This is a genomic window from Paractinoplanes deccanensis (assembly GCF_016862115.1).
GTDB lineage: Bacteria > Actinomycetota > Actinomycetes > Mycobacteriales > Micromonosporaceae > Actinoplanes > Actinoplanes deccanensis.
In genome coordinates, this window is record NZ_BOMI01000075.1 from 32,742 (window position 1) to 51,589 (window position 18,848).

The 18,848-nt window shown below is 72.1% G+C and carries 18 protein-coding genes; 6 read left to right on the plus strand and 12 right to left on the minus strand.

Annotated elements, in window-relative coordinates; all coding sequences use genetic code 11:
• Positions 1-55 precede the first annotated feature (55 nt).
• From Ade02nite_RS19820 to Ade02nite_RS19845, 6 genes are all read right to left on the minus strand, one after another.
• A complete protein-coding gene (locus tag Ade02nite_RS19820; protein WP_203765508.1) occupies positions 56-1,282 on the minus strand; it encodes an MFS transporter in 1,227 nt (408 codons plus the stop codon).
• Between the two features lie 246 nt (positions 1,283-1,528).
• On the minus strand, positions 1,529-2,611 hold the full coding sequence (locus Ade02nite_RS19825; protein ID WP_203765478.1) for an outer membrane protein assembly factor BamB family protein: 1,083 nt from the start codon (positions 2,609-2,611) through the stop codon (positions 1,529-1,531).
• Between the two features lie 85 nt (positions 2,612-2,696).
• Positions 2,697-3,302 (minus strand): DUF305 domain-containing protein, encoded by a 606-nt coding sequence (locus tag Ade02nite_RS19830; RefSeq protein WP_239168893.1) that lies wholly within the window; start codon positions 3,300-3,302, stop codon positions 2,697-2,699.
• The gene (locus Ade02nite_RS19835; protein ID WP_203765481.1) at positions 3,299-4,120 is read right to left on the minus strand and encodes a lytic polysaccharide monooxygenase; all 822 of its coding nucleotides are present in this window, start codon (positions 4,118-4,120) and stop codon (positions 3,299-3,301) included. The genes Ade02nite_RS19830 and Ade02nite_RS19835 overlap by 4 nt, the downstream gene beginning before the upstream one ends.
• A 92-nt stretch (positions 4,121-4,212) precedes the next feature.
• A complete protein-coding gene (locus tag Ade02nite_RS19840) occupies positions 4,213-5,505 on the minus strand; it encodes an ATP-binding protein (RefSeq protein WP_203765484.1) in 1,293 nt (430 codons plus the stop codon).
• Positions 5,502-6,188: a response regulator transcription factor gene (locus Ade02nite_RS19845; protein WP_203765485.1), complete on the minus strand. Its 687-nt coding sequence runs from the start codon at positions 6,186-6,188 to the stop codon at positions 5,502-5,504. Before Ade02nite_RS19845 ends, Ade02nite_RS19840 begins: the two co-directional genes overlap by 4 nt.
• Positions 6,189-6,216: 28 nt before the next feature.
• Between Ade02nite_RS19845 and Ade02nite_RS19850 the strand changes: the two genes are divergently transcribed.
• The 3 genes from Ade02nite_RS19850 (at position 6,217) to Ade02nite_RS19860 (ending at position 7,864) form a co-directional block, all read left to right on the plus strand.
• The gene (locus tag Ade02nite_RS19850; RefSeq protein ID WP_203765512.1) at positions 6,217-6,834 is read left to right on the plus strand and encodes a DNA mismatch repair protein MutL; all 618 of its coding nucleotides are present in this window, start codon (positions 6,217-6,219) and stop codon (positions 6,832-6,834) included.
• Between the two features lie 68 nt (positions 6,835-6,902).
• The gene (locus Ade02nite_RS19855) at positions 6,903-7,313 is read left to right on the plus strand and encodes a phage holin family protein (protein WP_203765486.1); all 411 of its coding nucleotides are present in this window, start codon (positions 6,903-6,905) and stop codon (positions 7,311-7,313) included.
• Positions 7,310-7,864 (plus strand): DUF3618 domain-containing protein, encoded by a 555-nt coding sequence (locus Ade02nite_RS19860; protein WP_203765487.1) that lies wholly within the window; start codon positions 7,310-7,312, stop codon positions 7,862-7,864. Before Ade02nite_RS19855 ends, Ade02nite_RS19860 begins: the two co-directional genes overlap by 4 nt.
• A 3-nt stretch (positions 7,865-7,867) precedes the next feature.
• On the opposite strand, the gene Ade02nite_RS19865 is transcribed toward Ade02nite_RS19860, so the two are convergent.
• Both Ade02nite_RS19865 and Ade02nite_RS19870 read right to left on the minus strand, forming a co-directional pair.
• The gene (locus Ade02nite_RS19865) at positions 7,868-8,833 is read right to left on the minus strand and encodes an SGNH hydrolase domain-containing protein (RefSeq protein ID WP_203765488.1); all 966 of its coding nucleotides are present in this window, start codon (positions 8,831-8,833) and stop codon (positions 7,868-7,870) included.
• Positions 8,820-10,043: an acyltransferase family protein gene (locus tag Ade02nite_RS19870; protein ID WP_203765489.1), complete on the minus strand. Its 1,224-nt coding sequence runs from the start codon at positions 10,041-10,043 to the stop codon at positions 8,820-8,822. The genes Ade02nite_RS19865 and Ade02nite_RS19870 overlap by 14 nt, the downstream gene beginning before the upstream one ends.
• A gap of 124 nt (positions 10,044-10,167) precedes the next feature.
• Here Ade02nite_RS19870 and Ade02nite_RS19875 point away from each other — a divergent pair, with 124 nt between their 5' ends.
• A complete protein-coding gene (locus tag Ade02nite_RS19875) occupies positions 10,168-10,506 on the plus strand; it encodes a cupin domain-containing protein (RefSeq protein WP_203765491.1) in 339 nt (112 codons plus the stop codon).
• Positions 10,507-10,519: 13 nt separating this feature from the next.
• Here Ade02nite_RS19875 and Ade02nite_RS19880 read toward each other — a convergent pair whose 3' ends face one another.
• Entirely contained in the window at positions 10,520-10,858 is a 339-nt protein-coding gene (locus Ade02nite_RS19880) for a MerR family transcriptional regulator (protein ID WP_203765492.1), read from the minus strand.
• The gene (locus tag Ade02nite_RS19885; protein ID WP_203765493.1) at positions 10,845-12,776 is read right to left on the minus strand and encodes a glycoside hydrolase family 30 beta sandwich domain-containing protein; all 1,932 of its coding nucleotides are present in this window, start codon (positions 12,774-12,776) and stop codon (positions 10,845-10,847) included. The genes Ade02nite_RS19880 and Ade02nite_RS19885 overlap by 14 nt, the downstream gene beginning before the upstream one ends.
• Before the next feature lie 101 nt (positions 12,777-12,877).
• On the opposite strand from Ade02nite_RS19885, the gene Ade02nite_RS19890 reads away from it, so the two are divergent.
• Positions 12,878-13,894 (plus strand): LacI family DNA-binding transcriptional regulator, encoded by a 1,017-nt coding sequence (locus tag Ade02nite_RS19890; protein ID WP_203765495.1) that lies wholly within the window; start codon positions 12,878-12,880, stop codon positions 13,892-13,894.
• On the opposite strand, the gene Ade02nite_RS19895 is transcribed toward Ade02nite_RS19890, so the two are convergent.
• The gene (locus Ade02nite_RS19895; protein ID WP_203765496.1) at positions 13,842-15,743 is read right to left on the minus strand and encodes a hypothetical protein; all 1,902 of its coding nucleotides are present in this window, start codon (positions 15,741-15,743) and stop codon (positions 13,842-13,844) included. The genes Ade02nite_RS19890 and Ade02nite_RS19895 overlap by 53 nt on opposite strands.
• A gap of 61 nt (positions 15,744-15,804) precedes the next feature.
• Between Ade02nite_RS19895 and Ade02nite_RS19900 the strand changes: the two genes are divergently transcribed.
• Positions 15,805-16,056, plus strand: a complete 252-nt coding sequence (locus tag Ade02nite_RS19900) for a hypothetical protein (RefSeq protein WP_203765497.1) — start codon at positions 15,805-15,807, stop codon at positions 16,054-16,056.
• Here Ade02nite_RS19900 and Ade02nite_RS19905 read toward each other — a convergent pair.
• Positions 16,043-18,781: a COR domain-containing protein gene (locus Ade02nite_RS19905; RefSeq protein WP_203765498.1), complete on the minus strand. Its 2,739-nt coding sequence runs from the start codon at positions 18,779-18,781 to the stop codon at positions 16,043-16,045. The genes Ade02nite_RS19900 and Ade02nite_RS19905 overlap by 14 nt on opposite strands.
• Positions 18,782-18,848 lie beyond the last annotated feature (67 nt).

The window sequence follows — 18,848 nt, forward strand, 5'->3', positions numbered from 1 at the left end:
CCGCAAACGCAGAGCCGCCCGGTCAGCGAGGCTGACCGGGCGGCGTGGGAAATTGTCAGGCGGGCTGCTCCGCCGCGCGGCGGAGGAAGACGAACGACGGGGTGAGGCTGCGTCCCTTGACGCGGGCCAGGGCGACCGCACCCGCAACCGCGGCGATGGTCGTGACCGTGCCGGCCAGCAGCAGGGCCTCCCGCGCACCCAGCGTGTCGCAGAGCCAGCCGACCGCGGGGGCGCCGACCATGCCCGAGAGGGAGGACACCAGGCCCAGCGTGGCCAGGACGCGGCCGCGCATGTCCTCGCGGGTGTCGAGCTGGATGCGGGTCGAGACGACCGTGTCGAAGATGACGGCGCCGGCCGCGATCGGGAGGATCAGGGCGGCGAAGCCGAGGACGTTCGGCATCAGGCCGCTGCAGAACTGCAGGACGCTGATCGTGAAGCCGGTCGCCAGCAGGACTCGCAGGGTGGAGCGGCCGCTGCCGGCCAGCAGGAGGCCGCCGGCCACGGCGCCCACGGCGAAGACCGTCGACAGCAGGCCGTAGGCGCCGGACGAGCCGGCCAGCGGGCCGGCGACCATCGCGGCCATCGAGACCTGGTAGTTGCGGCCCAGGGAGCCCAGGACGAACGACAGCGCCAGCACGATCAGCACGGCGGGCTGGGACAGCACGTAGCGGAAGCCGGCCACGACGCCGCGGGACGAGGCGGGGGCCACCGGCAGGTCACGGAGCTCGCCCGTGCGCATCATGGCCAGGGCCACGACGACCGCCAGGTAGGAGGCGGCGTTGATGGCGAACAGGGACGACGGGCCCGTGATGCCGACCAGGACGCCGCCGAGCGCCATGCCGCCGATGCGGCCGGCCGAGCTGAGCACCGAGCCGAGCGCCAGCGCCGAGCCGAGCTGCTCGCCGGGGACCATCGACGAGCCGAAGCGGCCCAGCATCGGGCCCTCGAAGGAGCTGATCACGCCGGACAGGAGAGCGACCGCGTAGATGATCCAGTTGTCGAAGGAGAAGAGCAGGGCCAGGGCCAGCAGGGCGCGTAGCAGCTGAAAGCCGATCAGGAACGGGCGGGCCGGCAGGCGGTCGGCCAGCGCGCCGCCCCAGCTGCCGAGCAGCAGCACCGGCAGGGCCTGGAGCATGACGACCAGGCCCATGGTGGCGGCCGAGCCGGTCGCGGTGAGGATGAGCCAGTTCAGCCCCAGCACCTGCATCCACGTTCCGCCCACCGACACCAGGTCGGCGGCGGCCCAGAGCCGGTAATTGCGCACTCGCAGCAGCGCGAACATCGGAGCCAAAACGGCGGCACCCCCTGAGGAAAGTGACGCCGTCCCTCGGCGTCCCCAGCCTCTTCGGGAAGCACCCCCGAACCGCTTCGGCCTAATCGAGCCGCACTACCGGATAGCAACCGCTGAAGGTGTAAAGCCAAGACCTTTGGAGATACGGGTTCCCAGGTCCCGCCGAAATTTGGTAGAACCCGCCGCAGCGACCGGCGGGGTGCAACGAAGGCTCCTCACCGGCTTCCGGCCGGTTCGTCACTCCAGAACCGTGAGCCGCTGCCGCGACACCGTGAACAACCGCCCGCCGGCGGCCACCTGGCTGCCCTCGACGGTCGCCACCACCGACCCGGTGGCCGCGTTCAGGACCGGCCCGCCCGTGTAGACGAGCCCGCCCGCGCGCACGGGCTGACCGGCGATCACCGGGAGCTGCCGCCACCACAACCGCCGGCCGGTGTGCACGTCGAGGGCCTCGACCGTCCGCTCCGCGGCGCGGTAGACACGGCGGCCGTCCGTGGCGAGGAGCGCGCTCTGCTTGCCCTCGGCGGTCCACAGCATGGCGCCGTCGGAGGCCCGTAGGGCAGTCAGCGCCGTCCCGTCGGACACCAGGAACCGGTCGGCCGCCGGGGTGGCGCTCTCGGCGTACCAGATGCGCTTGTGGGCCCAGAGCGGGACACCGGTGCCGATCGCGACGGCGGTGGTGGATCGGCCCTTGACCAGCAGGATCCGGCCGTTCGCGGACACGCCGGACGCCTCGTGGCGGGGCTTGCGCCACAGCTCGCGGCCGTCGGCGGCGCGATAGGCGACGGTCATCTGCTCGTCCGACGGCGAGGTGCCGGAGACGACCACCACGCCCTTGTCGACGACGAACGAGGCCACCGGGAACGGCGACGCGATCCGCCAGCGCACCCGTCCGGTCGCGAGGTCGAGGGCCACGATCCGCCCGTCCGGGTCGCTCATCGAGTTGCAGTCGCTGTTCGCCGCCACCAGCACGTCGCCGGAGACGGCCATCGACGGCGTGCTGGAGTCGTCCGGGTCGTCCCAGTCGAACTGCCAGGCGAGCCGCCCGGTCATCGCCCGGTAGGACGAGATGCCCCGCTCGTCCGTGGCGATGACCGAGCCGCCGGCGCCGCCGCTGATCAGCGGTGCCGACGGGCCGCCGCATGCGCCCCCCTTTTCGCGCAGCGCGACCGACCACCGCTGAGTGAGGTCTCCGATGGTGCCGGCGTTGATCTGGGACTCGTCCGGGTTGTAGTAGCTGTCCTCGGCGTCGAAGCCGGCGTGATCCCAGCCGCCCGGGGCCAGCGCCAGGACCAGTACGGTACAAAGGGCACTAAACACGTACACAACGTACGCAAAAAACGCCCATCAGGGACGCGAACGCCGAAAAGGCGGCCCCGCCAGGCCGCCTTCCGGAGTCACGCTACTACCCGTTCATCAGCTTGAGCATCTGCTGGATCTCGCCCTGGCGGGACTGGCGCACGCGCTCGGCGAACTTCTTGGCCTCGGCGTTCTTGCCGCCGGTGCGCTCGATGCCGGACATCTCGATCGCCTGGTGCTGGTGGGCCAGGAAGAGGTTGAGGAACGCGGTGTCGAACTCGGACGCCTTCACCGTGCTCAGCGCCTTGATCTCCGCCTCGCCCGTGCCCGGCAGGCCGCCGTGATCGGCGTGCAGGCTCGCCGCCGTGCCGGCCACCGTGTCCTCGCCCCAGCCGGTGAGCCAGGACTGGATCATCTCGAGCTCGTCCTTCTCGGTCGCCTGGATGGCACCGGCCAGCGTGCGCAGCTCGGGACTCTGCGCCCGCTTCACGGCGGTCGCGGTCATCTCCAGGCCCTGCTTCTGGTGGTACGCCAGCATCTGGAGGAACATCACGTCGGTGTCGTTGCGGTCCTCGCCGGCCTTGATCTCGGCGACCGCCTCGGCGGCCACGGTCTTGCCCGTGGTCGGCGCCGCGGTGGGCTCCTTGGCGGTGCCGCAGGCGCCGAGGACGATCGGCGCGACCAGCGCGAAAGCGATCAGGCGGGCCTTCACAGCGGCAGCCAGAGCGCGAGGGTGTAGATCGACGGCTCCCAGCTGACGATCGACGTGTGCGCCTGCCGGGTCTGGTAGCGCGCGCCGTTGTAGGTCACGACGTCACCCGTCTTGTAGGACACGCCGGGGGCCCACTCGGTGCCGCCGGCCGCCGGCGGAGCGGTCGTCGCCGTCGAGGTCGGCGCGGTCGTGGCCGGCGCGGTCGTGGGCGCGGTCGTCGGGGCCTTGGTGGGCGGCGTCGCGGCAGTAGGCGCAGTCGTCGGGGCGCTGGTCGCCGGTGCCGTCGTGGGCGTCGATGAGGACGACCCGCCGATGTTCAGGTCGACGCAGTTGTAGAAGGCGTTCGCGGTGTCGGCGATGTTCCAGACGGCGAGCACCTTCTGCCGGCCGGGGAACTTCGAGAGGTCGACGGTGTGGTTGACGACCGCCGCGGGCTGCGCGCCGCCGTCGTCGAACGTGGCGACCTTCGTACCGCCGACGAAGTATTCCCAGGTCGAGGTCTTGTGCCGCGCGGTCAGCACCCAGCTGAAGGTCACCGAGGAGCCGACGGCCTTGGCCGGCCAGTTCCTCGACTCGTCGGAGAGCACCGAGAACTGGGAGATACCGCCATCGCACGACTTAAGGCCCTTCGGTCCCTCGACGGACTGGGGCTCGAACTGGATCTGCCCGCAGTCCGACACGGCCCCCGACGCGCACAGCGCCTGACGGCTGGGCGGCGAGGACACATATCCATGAGCCAGGGCGGGCGAGGCGACCGCCAAGGTCGTCCCCGCTGTCACACCGAAGGCCAGCAGGGGATAGGCGATCTTCCTACGCATGTCAGCTCACTCCGTTGTCTGTCGTCCCGGCGATTACGGCGCAGACGTTAGGAGCGGCTGCCATAACGGAGCCTTAAAGGACCCAGAAAGGATCATGAAACAAGGCGGCGGCCGCGATCCGGCGCGGTGAGGTGGATGCCGACCCGGGCGCCGCCGAGCGGGCTGCGCGCCACGACCAGCTCCCCGCCGACCTCGTCGGCCGCCCGGCGCACGATGTCCAGGCCGAGGCCGGTCGAACCGGCGCCGCTCACCCCGCGCTGCACCGACCGCGCCGGGTTCGCGATGCCCGGGCCGGCGTCGTCGACGAGCAGCCCGGCGCGCGAGACGCTGACCCGGAAGGCCGTTCCGTCCGGGGTGTGCGAGAAGACGTTGCCGAGGATCGCGTCGACCACGCCGATCAGCTCACTGCGCGGGATCGTCACCATGACCGGCTCGTCGCCGCCGACCACCTCCCACGGCCGCTCCTGGTCCTCGGCGAGCACCGACCAGAACGCCAGCCGGTCGGCGAGCACCTCGACCAGGTCGGTCTCCTCCCGTCCGCGGGCCTTCACGCCGAGCCGGGCGCCCTTGATGATCGCCTCGAGCTCCTCGTCGAGCAGGTCGCACGCCTGGCGCATCCGCTCGCCGATCGGGCCGGGCGGCATGGCCTCCGCGTCGAGGCGCAGCGCCGTCAACGGCGTACGCAAGCGGTGGGAGAGGTCCGCGGCCAGCTCGCGCTCCTTGTCCATGAGGCCGCGCAGGTCGTCGGCCATCGCGTTGAACGCGTTCGCGGCCTCGCGCAGCTCGGGCGGCCCGTCCGGACGCACCCGGGTGCCCAGCTCGCCGGCGCCGAGCTTGCGGGCCGAGCCGGCGAGCTCGCGGGTGGCGCGCACCAGCCGGCTGCCCATCCGGTCGGCGAACAGTGTCGAGCCCGCGACCAGCACGATCGCCAGGCCGCCGAGCACGAACCAGGCCGGCCACACGCCGCGGCGCATCTCCGACTCGGGCACGTAGACCTCGACCACGACTGTACGGCCGTCGGTCAGCACTGTCGGCTGAAGGTAGGCGACGCCGTCCGGGGCGGGCGCCAGCACCGACTTGCGGTCCTGGGCGGCGATGGAGATCTGCGCGTCGGACAGGTGGGACAACCCGATCGGGTCGACGTCGGGCAGGTGCACGGCCATCCGGCCCTCGCTGCCGGCCGTGGTGCTGGCCACCGCGTTCGTCAGGAGCGTGGGATCGGCGTCCACCCCCAGCACGGTGACCAGCGACGTCGCCTGCTGGCGCGCGTCACTGACCGCCCGGTCGTGGGCGATCTGCCGCGTCGCGACGGCGAGCGGCACCAGGAAGGCGAGCGCGACCATCGACGTGATCGCCAGGGCGAGCCGGTTGAGCGCCCACCTCATCGAGGATCGACCATCATCACGCCCACCCCGCGCACGGTGTGCAGGAAGCGCGGCTGCGCGGCGGTCTCGCCCAGCTTGCGGCGCAGCCAGGAGATGTGGACGTCGATGGTCTGCTCCTCGCCGATCCGGGCCTGGTTCCAGACCTCGTTCATCAGCTCCCGCCGGCTGATCACCTGACCGACGCGCTCGGCCAGGTAGGCCAGCACGTCGAACTCGCGCCGGGTCAGCTGCAACGGCTGCCCGCGCAGCTCGGCTCGGCGCTGCCGCGGGTTGATCACCAGCTCGCCCACGGTGATCGCGCGCGGCTTCTCCTCGGCCTGGGTGCGCGCCCGGCGCAGCACCGCGGCGATCCGCGCCAGGATGTGGCCGCCCGAGAACGGCTTGGTCACGTAGTCGTCGGCGCCCGCGCTCAGCAGCTGGATGATGTCCGCCTCGGAGCGCCGGGCGGTCGCCACGATCACCGGCACGTCGGAGACCGAGCGCATCATCCGCAGCGCGTCGGTGCCGTCGATGTCGGGCAGCCCCAGATCGAGAATGACCAGGTCGGGCCGCTCGTCGGTGACGATCTTCAACGCCTCGGCGGCCCGGCCGACCGGTCGCACGACATGCCCCGCATCGGTCAGGGCCCGAGACAGCGCGGCCGTGATGATGCGGTCGTCCTCGACCAGCAGGATCATCGCCATGGCGTACACCATAGGGGCAGATGAGACCATGGGCCTCGTGCGATCTTCCCGGTGGACGCCGATCGTCGGGTGGCTGGCCGCCACCGCGACGAGCATCGTGCTGGCCTCGGTGGCCCTCACCCCGGTCCTGCGGACCGGCAGCCCCGAGGACGGCGCGCTCTCCGCGCTGCCCGCGGCCGACTCCAGCAGCTTCCCCGCGCCGCTGCCGAGCGTGACCACGCCCACGGCCTCCCGCTCGTCGGCGCCGGCCGCGACGACGACGCGGCCCCGCCCCGCGAAGACCACCACGGCGCCGCCGACGACGACGCCACCGGCCAAACCGGCGACCACGCCCCCGAAGACGGCCGCCACCACCCCGCCGACCACGACCGAGGACGGCTGGACGGTCACGACCGGCGCCGACGGTGTGCGCACCTACGTCCGCTCGTTCCGCGTCGAGGGCGGTCAGGCCGTCATCAGGATGACCTCGACGGCCGTCGTCTCGCTCGTGACGGCCACCCCGGCCGACGGATGGGCCGTCCAGAAGGTGCAGGACTCACCGGACAACCTGGCGGTCTACTTCAACGAGACCAACCACAGCTTCATCATCCACGCGACCTGGTGGGACGACCGGCCCTTCGCCGAGGTGAGCGAAATCGGTTCCTAGCAGGGCATTTGGTGGTTACCCGGTGACCCTGCGGGTAAGTGGGCTCCGAGACAGGAGGGAGCTCACTGATGACGACGCACACCGAGCAACAGCCCACAGCACAGCTGGTCAGCCAGCTGAGCGAACAGGTGTCGACGCTCGTCCGGGACGAGTTGACGCTCGCTCGGATGGAGATGGTGGAGAAGGGCAAGCGGGCCGGCACGGGCGCGGGACTGCTCGGCGGCGCCGGGGTGATCGCGCTCTACGGGGTCGGCGCCCTGCTCGTCACCATCGGCGCGCTGCTGGCGCTGGTCCTGCCCGTCTGGGCGGCGGCGCTGATCGTGACCGTGGTGCTCTTCGCGACAGCGGGTGTGGCCGCGCTGATCGGCAAGAACCAGGTCAAGCAGGCGCTTCCGCCCGAGCCGCAGGCGGCCATGGAGAGCGGCAAGCGCGACGTCGAGGCGGTCAAGGGCGCTATCCGGGAGGGACGGCACGCATGAGCGACACCAGGTCACGCGACGAGGTGAAGCAGGAGATCGAGGAGACGCGCGCCGAGTTGGCCGAGACCGCGGCGGCGCTGGCCGCCAAGGCGGACGTCAAGGCGCAGGCGAAGCGGGTGGCCGCGGAGAAGACCGAGCAGGCCAAGCAGGCGGTCTCCGGCAAGACTCAGCAGGTCAAGCAGGCGACCGCTGAGAAGGCGCAGCAGGTCAAGCAGGCGACCGCCGAGAAGGCGCAGCAGGTCAAGCAGACGGTCCAGGACAAAACGGACCAGGCCAAGACCGCCGCGCTGGAGAAGACGCAGCAGATCAAGAGTGGCGACGCCGGGGAGGACGAGCACCCCAAGCACGCCGCTCCTACCGGCGTCGCACACGTCAAACAGACCACGGCGGAGACCGCGGCCCGTGTCGCCGAGGCCGCCGCCGAGACCAAGGACCGGCTCCTCACCCGCGAGGAGGGCAGCCGGCCGATCCCCCGTGCGGTGATCGCCGGGGTGGCCCTGGCGATCGCGGCGGCGGCGGGAACGATCATGCGAGCCCGCCGCCGCAGGTAACGGCTAAGGGACGGCGTCCTGGGGGAAGTGCTTCACGAGGGCCTCCTCCAGGACGCCGTTCATCATGCGGGCGTACGTCGCGGTCAGGTGGAACCGGTTGCGGTAGACACCGACGTTGCCGATCACCGGCGTGCAGACGGTGGTGCACAGCCAGGGCAGCACCGACACATATCCGGCGCCCGTGGCCCGGGCCGCGGCGGACTCGGCCGCGTTCCAGACGCGCGCTGTCGCCGCCGTGCGGGAGGTGAAGCAGGCCGAGATGTCCGCGACGTGCGCGCTGAGGCACTCGGGCCCGCTCTGGTCCAGCACCGGGATGTCGCCGAGCACCACCACGTGATCGGCCGCCTGGCGCAGCGTCCGCAGCGTCTCCGCCAGGCCCGCCCGCCACTGTTCGGGCGTGATCGGCACGCCCCTGCCGCGCTTGTGGGAGAAGCTCGCGTTGGTGACCACGACCAGTTCCGGGCGTGCCGAGGCGACGTGCGCCGCGACGTACGACCGGAAGCGATCGCACTCGGTGAAGACGCGGCTCTCCTGCTGATTCCAGAAGGTGATCTTCGGCGTGGGGCAGGCCGGCTTGCCGAAGAACTGGAGCCGCCAGTGCCGCCGCTCCGCGATCTCCTTCATCGCCGGCAGCCACATCCCGGCGTGCGAGTCGCCGTAGAGCACGACGTCCGTGGCGCTCGCCCGGTCACCGAAGACGCACGGCTCGATCCGGTCCGCCTTCGGCCCGGCCTCGCACGTGTCGTTGTCGAAGCCCACGTCGTCGGCGGTGGTGACCAGCGACGGCGTCAGGTCGGGCGGCAGCGCGCGCAGGGCCGGGGCCTTGCGGACGGCGGCGAGCACGCTGGGCAACGCCACCCGGGGCGCTGGCTCGCCGGCCTGCCGCGGCCGCGGTGGTGGCGCGCCCGTACACCCGGTAAGCAGGACGAACGCCAAGGCGAAGATCGGCAGTCGGTCAGTCCTGAGCATGCGTGACCGGCGCTCCTAGCCGAGGTTGATACTCGCCCCGGCCCACGTCGGCGGCCGGCGAGGTCGACGTCTTCCACCGCGCCACGGCGAGCGGCGCGGCAATCAGCAATAGGGCGAGGGCCAGGCTGAGCAGGTGGGAGCGCCGGAGGCGCCCGCTGCGCCTGATCGGGTCTTCGACGCAGACGTACGTCATGACGGCCAGCCCCAGGCTCAGCAGCACGAGCAGCGCCCGCTGCCGCGCGCCCAGCGGACCACCCTCGGCCTGCTCGGCGATGATCAGCACCGGCCAGTGCCACAGGTAGAGCGAGAACGACAAGCGGCCGAGCCACATCAACGGCCGGCGGGCGAGCAGCGCGTCACCACGGCCCGCCAGCACGAGCACCGTGCCGACGACCGGGAGCGCTGCCGCGTACCCGGGAAAGGGTGTCGTCTCGTCGAAGGTCAGCGCCGCGACGACGACGAGCGCGAGACCGGAAGCCGCCATCGCGCCGGCGATCCGGTACGGGACGAGGTGCAGCCGCGCCGCCACCAGCGCGAGCAGGCAGCCGGCGCCCAGCTCCCAGGCGCGGGTGGCCGGCGAGAAGTAGGCCCACGTGCCGCTCTGCCAGACCGAGTACGCGAACGACAGCGCGACGGCGCCGGCCAGCCAGTAGGGCAGCGCCCACCGGAAGCCCAGCCAGAGCAGCAGCACCAGCGCCGCCGGCCAGAAGAGATAGAACTGCTCCTCGACGGCGAGCGACCAGAAATGTTGCACCGGCGACGGCGCGGCCTGCGACGCGAGGTAGTCGACGCCCTGGCTCGCGAACCGGAAGTTGGACGCGAAGAGGGCGGCCCAGCTCGCGTCCTCGGCGATCTCGTCGCCGCGCAGGAAGCCGAGCCAGTGATAGCTCGCGAGGACGACGGCGATCAACACGGCCCCGGCGGCGGGCAGGATGCGCCGGCAGCGGCGCGCGGTGAAGCCGAGCAGCGAGATCCGCCCGGTGGCGGCGACCTCGCGAAGCATCAACGACGTGATCAGGAAGCCGGAGATGACGAAGAAGACGTCCACGCCGACGTAGCCACCCCCGACACCCGGCACCCCGGCGTGGAAGAGCACCACCAGGGCGACCGCGACGGCACGCAGCCCCTCGATGTCCGGCCGGAACCCGGGCGTCGACCCGGCGGCCGCGGGGGCCGCCGGGTGGCTCACGCCGGTTCTCGTCTCCGTCATCGCGGATCACGCTAGAGCCAGGGAAACGGGCAAAGAGCGCTTTTCAGCGGCAACAGCGCGTTCTGCGGAGCTTTCTCCGAACCGCCGCCCGGGACCGGCCGACTGTGCTATTACGCTGCGGATCATGGCTGATGTCGAGGTGTTCCCGCTGGCTCAGGTCGCCGTGCCGCACTCGCGGCCCGCGCCGGCGGACGTGGTGGCCGGGAAGCCGACGCTCGGCACCGCCCCGATCACCACCCTGGGCGACACCGGTGTCGAGGTGGGCCTCTGGGAGATGACCACCGGCGCGGTCCGCGACGTCGAGGTGGACGAGGTCTTCGTGGTTCTGGAGGGCGCGGCGACGATCTCGGTCGAGGGGGCCGCGCCCATCGCCATCAAGGCGGGAGATCTGGTGCGGCTCACCGCCGGCACCGCAACGGTCTGGGAAGTCACGGCGCCGCTGCGCAAGCTGTACGTCGCTTAGCTCCCGGCTTGCGTCAGCTCTCCGGGACGGCGGCGAGGGCGTCGAGCCGGTTGCGGGCCTGGGTGAGGCCGGCTATCTGGGCGTCGATGCGGTCTCGTTCGGCGGCGAGGCGGGCGCGGGACTCCGGGGTGCTGACCCGGGCGTCGACACAGGGGAGCAGGCCGGCGATGGTGCGGCTGGTCAGGCCGGCGGCGTACAGGTGGCGGATCAGCTGGACCCGGTCCACGGCCGGCTCGGCGTAGTGGCGTTGGCCGCTGGGGCTGCGGCGGGAGGCGAGCAGGCCCTGCTCCTCGTAGTAGCGCAGCGCGCGGACGCTGACGTGGGCCCGTCGGGCCAGTTCACCGATGCGCACGGCGGTACGCCCGGACGTCGGCGACCGACCACCAGGCCGCCGGATCCGCGGCCGTCAGGGTCAGGCGCACATGTCGGAATTGCCCGCGACTGAGCGTTGCACTGGCGAACTGGCCGCCCGAGCCGGTCGCCACCTCGGCCCATCGGCGGCCGTCGGCGGAGACGCTGATCGCCCAACCGCGCGGGGTGTCGCCGACAGAAGCACCCGTGTCGAAGACGATCCGGCCCACCGGCTGCACGCGACCGAGATCCACTTGCAGGTACTGGCCCGGCCGTTGCGGCGTGCCGGTGGTGAAGCGGGTGGCGGCGTCGTCGTCGACGGCCAGGGCAGCGTCGGTGCCGGAGCCCGTCGCCGTCCAGCCGGCCGGGTCGAGAGGCCGGTCGCCCGACCGTCCACTCCAGACGAACGTGGCCAGGGCGCCGCCCGGCAGGGTGTACGTGAACGAGCGGTCCCCGAACCGCACGCCGAACGTCTGCGGGTTGTCGTTCTGGTTGTGCGCGACCAGCACGGTGCTGCCGTCCGGGTTGGCGAACGCCACGTCCTGGATCTGCCCGTTCCAGCCGGTCGTGCCGAACGACGTGCCGGCCACCCGCACCGCGCCGGGCCGCAGGAAGCGGGCCACGTGCCCGAGCGTGTAGTACTCGGCGTTGCGCGTGACCGTGCCGTCGGAGGCCACTGTCACCACGCCGGTGCAGGTGCCGCAGCCGCCGGTGTGCGGGCCGTTCGTCTCGTCGAGCGCGAGATTCCAGTTGATCACCGTCTTGGCCCAGTTCCGGGTGCTGCCGATGATCAAATTGCGGGCGTGCCACTTGAGCGTGTCGGAGAACGTGTGCGCCGGGTCGCTCGACCGGCTGCCCGAGCATTCGGTGAAGTAGATGTCCTTGCGCGGGAACTCGTCGTGCAGCGCGGTCATCGCGCTCGGGTCGCCGTAGTAGCAGTGGTACGCCGTACCCGAGATCCATCGCGCGGCCGGCGTGGCGAGCAGCTCCTGCGGATAGTGGTCGATGTCGGCGACCGAGTCGGCCGGCGTGTTCGCGGCGTCGTTCGGGTGCTCGGACCAGTTGTGGTCGTACCCGAGGATCTTGGTGGACAGGCCGGCGGCGCGCAGCATCGGCCCGAGCCGCTCGATCACCTCGGCGGCCTGCCACGAGGGCAGATCCATGCCGGGATAGCCGGACGGCGTGCGGTTCTGCGGCTCGTTCTGGATCGTGAGCGCGTCGACCGCGACCCCTTCGGCGCGATACGCCCGCACGAACTTCACGAGATAGGCCGCGTACGCCTGATAGACGCGCGGCGAGTCGATCAGGCGCCCGCCGACGAGCGAGCCGTTGGTCTTCATCCAGGCCGGCGGGCTCCAGGGCGTGGCCATGATCTTGAGGTACGGGTTGAGCTCGCGCGCCCGGCGCAACAGCGGCAGGATCTGCGCCCGGTCGTGCGCGATGCTGAAGTGCCGCAGCGCGTAGTCGGTCTGCCCGGCCGGCACGTCGTCGTACGTGTAGGCAGGCTCGTCGGTGAAATCGGACGCGCCGATCGGCTGGCGCAGGTAGCTCAGTTTGTCGTCGCGGAACAGCGACACCATGACCGCGTCGCGCGCCGCGGGCGTGAGCCGATAGAGGACGGCGGCCGACGAGTCGGTGATCGAGGCGCCGAAGCCCTCGATCGTCTGGAAGCGGCGGCCCGGATCGACGACGACGGTGGGCACGTCGGCGCCGGCCCGCCCGAAGGCCACCGTCCCGCGGTCGGCCAGGCGGAGCGCGCCGTCGGGCGTGGTGACCCAGACGCGAGCCACAGCGGGCGCGGCGTCCGGCGAAAAAGCGGCCGGGACGGCGGCGGGCGAAAAAGCGGCGGGCGAGGTGAAGGCCGCCGCGGTCGGGGCGGTCAGAGCGAGCGCCACAAGGGCGGTTCCGAAGTGAGCCACGGGTCTCTCCCATGTAACAAACTGAAACAACTACGGAACGTTTCTGTTACACGCCAGTGAAGCCTGTCACGGTGATGGCTGTCAATGTCTATGCTTCCGGTATGAGAGCCGGTCCGACCGTGCGGGACATCGCCGCCCATGCGGGTGTCTCGATAGCGACCGTCTCCCGGGTGCTCAACGACCAGGAGCATGTCGCGCCGGAGACCCGCGACCTGGTGCATCGCGCCGTCGAGCAGCTGGGCGGCCGGGGACCGCGGCGACGGCCGGCCCGCGCGGGCGCCGTCTACGTGCGCTGCCCCTACCTGCTCACCGACTACTTCGGACTCATCGTCTCGTCCATCGCCGAGACGCTCGACCTGCACGGGCGGCAGCTGGTGCTCAACGCCGGCGAAGCCGCCCAGCACAGCGAGGTGCTGCCGTCGCTCGCCGGGCGGCCCGGCATCGGCGGCGCGATCGTGGTGCTGCCGCCGGAGCCGGGCGAGGAACTGGTCGCCCTCCAGGCCGCCGGCTTCCCGTTCGTCGTCGTCGACCCGCGCGAGACCGTCCCCCGCGACATCGCCGCCGTCTCAGCGGCCCACTTCGCCGGCGCCCGCGCCCTCACCGAGCACCTCGCCGGCCTCGGCCACCGGCGGATCGGCCTGCTCGCCGGGCCGGACAACTGGCTGGCCAGCAGCGCCCGCCGCGCGGGGCACGTCTCGGCGCTGGCCGACGCCGGGGTGCTGCCCGACCCCGCGCTGGTGCTGCCCGGCGAGCCGACCGTCCGGTTCGGCTACGAGGCCGCGCAGCACCTGCTCGACCTGCCCGAGCGGCCCACCGCGCTGCTCGGCTTCAACGACAAGGCCGCCTCGGGCGCGCTGCACGCCGCGGCCGACCGGGGCCTGCGCGTGCCGGAGGACCTGTCGATCGCCGGTTTCGACGACATCGACCTCGCCCAGGCCACCAGCCCGATGCTCACAACCGTGCGGCAGCCGCTGGCCGAGATGGGCCGCATCGCGGTCGGCCTGCTGGTGCGGCTGCTCGACCGGCACCGGCTCGACGCGCTGCACGTCGAGCTCGCCACCGAGCTCATCGTTCGTGACTCGACCGGCCCGGTTCCTGCTGCCGCGGCGGATCGCTGATCGCGCCCCAGCCGACCGCCGGCGGCGCCTCCAGGGGCCGCAGGGCCGGGATGACCGCCTCGGCCGGGTCGGGCAACGGCTCGGCGGCGATCGGCTTCATCGAGACGCGGGGCAGCGTGACGATCGCCGGGTCCACCTCGACGGCCTGCACCACCGAGCCCTGCCCCTCGTTCCTGACCAGCACCATCGCGTATTCGGGCAGGTCCTGGAGCACCCGCGGCTCGACCACGTACTCGTAGACGCGGTCGGCGGTGGCGGCGTCGCTCCAGTTCGTGCCCCGGGCGGTCGACTCGGTCTGGCTCCAGTTACGGCTCTTGCTCCAGTTGGTGCTGGAGAAGCGGCGCAGGTGGCGCCCGCTCATCCGGGAGCCCCGCTCGCCACCCTTGGTCTCGGTCTCGCCGTACGTGTCGGCCAGCGTGTGGGTCTCGTCGCCGCCGAGCGAGCGGGTGAGCCGGCTCAGCACGAACTTGTGCCCGCGACCGACGAAGTCCGCCGCCTGCTGTGCCTCGTGGTGGTTGCCGAGCCGCATCAGGGCGACCTCGCCGCCGCCGATCGTGCGCAGCGAGTCGGCCCGCAGGTGGGCGAAGAAGAGCACCAGGCGGATGCCGCGCCGCTCGCAGAGGGTGCTGAGCCGTTCGAGCGCCCGATGGTGGATCTCGTCGGCGCCGAGCAGCACGAGCGAGCCGATCGGCGGCTCCTCGCGCCGCACCTGCCGGCCCAGCCACTGCACCGTCAGGTCCTTGAGCAGCTCGTTTTGCGCCTGGCCGCCGGCGCCGCCGGCCACCAGGCAGGTGAGGTCGGCGACCTCCGCCGTGGACGGCGCGGAGCCCATCTCCTCGAGCGGGTGCAGGAAGGCCTCGATCCGGCGCAGCCGGGCCGCGTCCGGCTGGAGGATGAGCAGTTGCTCCCGCTCGGCGGGCGTCAGCTGGGCGGAGGCGGGCCGGCCGGCGAGCACGCGCAGCGCGGCCAGCAGCCGGGCCATGGTCAACCGCGGCGCCAGGATCGTGCTCACCTCGGTCAGCAGCAGGGCGTCCTGCGAGCGCTCGGCCCGGTTGCCCTCGGGCGCGTCGCCGTACATGGCCTCGACCAGGCCGTCCACCAACTCCGCCGGTTGCAGGCCGGCGACCAGGTCGAACTCGGCGAGCTGCTCGGGCAGCAGCAGCTCGCGCACCGAGCGGCCGGTGGTCTCGGCGAGCCGGATCAGCTCGCCGCTGAGCGCCTCGCCGGTGAAGTCGGCCAGCACCATCCGGCCGCGCGTGGCGAGCAGCGAGCCGCCGAAGACGCTGAGCACGGCCTCCCAGCCGTACATCGTGCCGCCGATGATGTCGACGCGGCGGGTGCCGGGCGACGGGCTCGCCGCCGACCACTCCGGACGGGCGTCGACCGCCTGCTGTTGCTGCTGGTCGTGCCATTGGCGGCGGCTGTCCCAGGCGGCGTGCTCCCGGGCGTACTCGTCCTGGGCCTGCCGTTGGGCGTTCTCGACGGCCTTGCGCGCCCAGCCGGGCAGGAGCGCGGCGATCACGGCGCCCGCGATGCCGGCGACGAAGGCGAGACCGGCGAAGAGGAACACCACGGTGCGGGCGGTGCTCTCGTCGTCGCCGCGGGCCGCCACGCCGCCGCAGCAGCCGATCAGGACGGCCAGCGCGACGCCCACGCCGATCGAGACCAGGATCCGCTTGGTCGTGGCCCGCTCGGCGCGTGCCAGGCGATCGCGCAGCTCGGGCGGGACGGGCTGGGGCTGCGGCGGAGGCTCGGTGAAGCGGCGCCGGTACAGGTTCCGGTCGGTGAAGATCCACCCGAGACGTTCACCCTCGGTGGCCAGCCGGGGCAGCGGATCGTCGTTCGTCATCGCACCTTCCGCGGATGTGGGTCGGTCAGAGCAGTCAACCAGACAGGAGCACTATGTACCCATGAAGTGGCTCCTGCTCCTTCTGGTCCTGCTGATCGCCGCCGCGGTCGTCGCCCGGCTGCTGCTCAAGCGCGCCGGGGAGGCGACCGGGCCGGCGACCCGGCGGCGCTGCGTGCGGTGCCACGGCACGGGCTGGGTCGGCGGCGGTCCGCAGCGGACGCTCGACTTCGACGGCAGCGGCTTCGAGGACCGGCACGCGCCGGCGACGATGTGCGACGCGTGCGGCGGGACGGGATTGTCTACAGATCGCTGACGCCTCGCGGGGTGAGCGCCGCGTCGATCGCGCGGTAGAGCTGCTCGTGGTCCGCGCCGGGCGTCACGGTCCGCATGCCGGCGAGCAGGTCGGTGATGCCGGCGACCGTGTCGCGGATCCTCTCGTACAGGTCGAGGTCGTCGCGGACCGCGCGCCGCAGCTCCGGGCCCAGGCCCTCGGTCTCGCGCAGCAGCTCGTCGCGCTTGTCCGCCCAGTACCGGGCGTAGCGCAGCCGGCCGACCGGCTCGAAGATGTCGGCGCCGGGCAGCACGACCGGGAAGACGTACCGGGCGAAGTCCGGCCGCTCGGCGATCTCGGTCAGCTCGAACATGCAGGAGCGGCTGCGCAGGTACGCGTCGTCGAGCACCACCACGACGATCTTGCTGGGGCCGAGCCAGCGCATGAACCGCTGGATGGCGTCGCGGTAGCGCAGCTCGTCGCGGTCGCGCCGGACGAGCAGCCCGCGCGCGTCGAGCCGCTTCTCGATCGTGCCGACCAGCTCCTCCGCGGCCTCCGACCGCTCGTGCGACACGTACACCTCGGCCGGGCCCGCCGCCCGGCCCGTCTCGGCCTCCGGGTCGGCGGGTTTCCACAGGTCGCTGAGGAGCACCGCCGCGTCCATCAGCCGGCGGCTCGCCCGGCACTGGATGAGGTCGCCGGTGGCGGCGAAGTCCTCCAGCTCTCGTACGGGGAACATGGTCGGCTCGGCCGAGTCGGCGCAGACCGCGCAGTCGCACTGCCGCAGCCGCTCGAAGCGGATGTCGGGGAAGGAGCGGTGGATCGTGGTGAGCGCCCGGTCGATGACCGCCAGCATCACCCGCGGGTCGCGCCCGGCGAGCCGGATCCGCAGCCGGCGGCGGTGGTAGTCCTCGATCACCTCGGCGCGGCCGGTGTCGTACCGCAGCACCACGCCGTTGCGCCACACCGAGGCGCCCTCGATCAGGTCGTGCAGCGCCACGATGAGCCGCCGGACGATGCCCTTGGGCATGACGTCGTAGTCGTAGCGCAGCGTCAGATCGCCGGGCTCGTCCCAGCGGTACGAGGGACGCACGCCGGAGAGCAGCTGCGGCGCGACGTACGTCGTGGTGCCGGGCACGGTGAAGCAGAGCGAGAAGCGCTCCATCAGCCGCAGCAGCTCGGCGCGCATCCTCTGGTAGGCGGGCTCGTGCCAGATGCGGCGCAGGTCGGCCGGGTCGAAGACGCCCAGGCTGTCGATGATCTCGCGGTCGTCGAGCACCCGGTAGACGGCGGTGGTGCCCCACTCGGGCTTGAGGATGACGGTCTTGCCGAGCAGCGGATCGTCCTGGAAGTACAGGCAGACGCCGAGATCGTGCAGGTAGCCGCCGAGCTGCCGCATGTCCTCCTCGCGGGTGAAGCCGTGCGCGGCGCAGATCGCGAAGAACTCCTCGGCCGGGATGTAGCTGCGCTCGTCGGCCTCCAGGGCGAGCCGGACGTCCTGCCACGTCCTCGGCAGCGCCGTGCCGATGTGCGGCAGCAGCTCGAGCTCGCGGCGCACCCGGTCGAGCAGCTCGTCGAGCCCCGCGTTGGTGGACAGGTCGACGGCGAGCGTGGCGACCAGGTTGGGGTAGTCCTGGCGCAGGGTGCCGAGGTCGAGCGGGCGGCCCCGGCCCTGCTTGCGGTTCTGCACGATGATCAGCGGACTGCCGCCGCTGAGCAGGTCGATGACGTCGAGCCAGTAGCGGAAGTCGGTGTCCTCCTTGCGCTCGTCGGACAGCAGCACGTAGACCGAGCGCTTGGTGAGGAAGAACTGGTGGGTGGCGTGGTAGATCTCCTGGCCGCCGAAGTCCCAGATGTTGACCCGGAAGTCGCGCTCGAGCAGGTGGCCCGCCGCGCGGATGCCGGAGGGGAACTGCCAGGCGAAGACGCCGATGCCCTGGGTCGATCCCTCGTCGGGGTCGAGCTGGTAGCGGGCGTCGAGGATCTTCTTGGCCAGCGTGGTCTTGCCGGCGCCCGGCTCGCCGACGATGAGCAGCTTGGCCTCGGCCAGGAAGTCGAGGCCGGACGCCTGCTCCTGGGCCCAGTAGCTCTTGATCGCCGCGAGGCCGCGGGCGACCACCTCGGGCGGCGGCACCGTGATGGCGGCCCGTCCCCGCCGGCCCAGGACGAGCCAGTTGAGCGACGTCAGCCGGAGGATGTCGGCCGGGATGTGCTGCAACGGGCAGCCCTGGAGGCTCAGCGTCTCGAGGCGGCCGAGCTGCCAGACGCCGGCGGGCACCTCGACGAACCGGTTGAAGCCGAGATCGAGCTCGGTGAGGCGGGCCGCGGCCGGGACCGTCGACGGCAGGTCGGTGAGGTTGTTGTGCCCGAGGCCGAGCCGGGTCAGCGCCGGCAGCTCGAAGACCCACGGGGGCACGCGGTCGAGGTGCGCCCAGCTGAGCGTGAGCCGCTGGAGCCGCCGCAGACCGGACACCGCCGGCGGGACCTGGCCGAGGGGACACTTCGCGACGGTCAGCTCCACCAGGCCCGGCGAGCCGGCGAGGATGTCGTCCAGATGGCGCACGAGGTTGGGCAGGTAGCGCCACTCCCGGCTCTGGCTGGCCCGCTCGTCGCCGACGGTCAGGTGGCTCAGGGCCAGGCGGCCGTCGCGGACCAGCGCGGCGAGATGCCGGATCGCGGCGGGCGGCGTGTCGGGGCCGATCGTCACGGCGGTGAGCACGGCCGGATCGATCTTTTCGCGGTAGAGCCACATCTCACCGGCGTCCACCGGTCGAATGTATCGGGGACGGTCCAGACGGGACAGGGGCCGGCGCCCGGCCCGGAGCCGCCACTCC